Origin of the sequence: Mycobacterium sp. GA-0227b (genome assembly GCF_001499855.1) — a bacterium.
Taxonomy (GTDB): domain Bacteria; phylum Actinomycetota; class Actinomycetes; order Mycobacteriales; family Mycobacteriaceae; genus Mycobacterium.
Genome location: NZ_LQIK01000027.1, coordinates 1 through 1,287, shown reverse-complemented (window position 1 = coordinate 1,287; position 1,287 = coordinate 1). Strand labels below are relative to the sequence as shown.

Genomic DNA, 1,287 nt, shown 5'->3' with positions numbered 1-1,287 from the left:
CTGGCGAGTCCCCGATACTGAGTCCACCCGGTTCTCGAGTCGGGGTTAGTTTGATCCGTTCTCAGTTAATGCTGCAGACCACCGGGGTGTGGGTGCACCTGCAGGCGGCAGCGTACTCGGCCGGCGTGCGGTAGCCCAGGGCCGAGTGGCGGTGTCGGTGATTGTGCTCGTGCTTGAAGTCGCCGATGACCACGCGGGCCTCGAACAGGGTGTGCCAGTAGTTGCGGTTGAGGCACTCCTTCCTGAGTCTGTTGTTGAACGATTCGATGTAGCCGTTGTCCCACGGACAGCCCGGCGGGATGTAGACCATCCCGGTCTTGTCCTCGCAGAACCGTTGCAGCGCTTGAGAAACCATTTCCGGTCCGTTATCGAGACGCAGCACCTTCGGCGGGCCACCGTGGGCAGCGAATACCTCCTTCAGTTCCTCGACCAGACGATCGCCGGTGATGGAGCGCTCCACCAGGTCCAGCAGCGACTCGCGGGTGTGCTCGTCGATCATCGAGGCGATCTTGATGGCTTTGCCGTCGATGGTGGAGTCGAACTGGAAGTCGATCGCCCACACCACCTTCGGCGCATCGGCGATGACCGGCGGCACCGAGGAGACGCCGGCCCGCTTACGCGGCGAGACGACCTTGACCTGCAGGCCCTCTTCGCGCCACAGCCGGTGGATCTTCTTCTTGTTGATCTCACGGCGCTCGTCGTAACGCAGCGCCGCCCAGGCGCGCCGGAACCCATGGCAGGGGTGTTTGGTGGCGTAGGCGCGCAGCCAAACCCTCATTTCGGCGTCCGGATCGGCCCGGGGTCTGCGCGAGCGGCAGGCGGCGGTAGGTGGAGCGGGCCAGCCCAACGGCTTTGCACGCCAACCGTTCCGACATACTCAGCGTCTCCTTGAGCATGTCCACGGCGCGGCGCTTGGCAGCTGGGCTCAGAATTTTCCCTTGGCGACCTCCCGCAGGGCATCCTTCTCCAGCTCAGCATCGGCCAGCAGCCGTTTGAGGCGGGCGTTCTGCTCGCGCAGCTCCTTGAGTTCCTTGGCGGCGTCGGTGTCCATGCCGCCGTAGGTGCGCCGCCAGTTGTACAGCGTCGCCGGCGACACCTGCAGCTCGGCAGCGATCTCCTCGCCGGTCTTGCCCTCGGCAGCCAACTCATCGGCACGGCGCAGCTTACGCACGATGTCCTCCGCGGAATTCCGCTTCCGACCAGCCATGTGTTTCATCGTCCCTTCTGGCCCGACATCGGGCCACAGGACTCTAAAACTGGTTGGACTCATTCACTGGGAACACGCCA

General features: G+C 64.3%; 1 pseudogene. It reads right to left on the bottom strand.

Annotation, left to right across the window (positions count from 1 at the left end):
- Positions 1-61 precede the first annotated feature (61 nt).
- A pseudogene (locus tag AU185_RS25180) lies at positions 62-1,207 on the bottom strand (IS3 family transposase).
- Positions 1,208-1,287 lie beyond the last annotated feature (80 nt).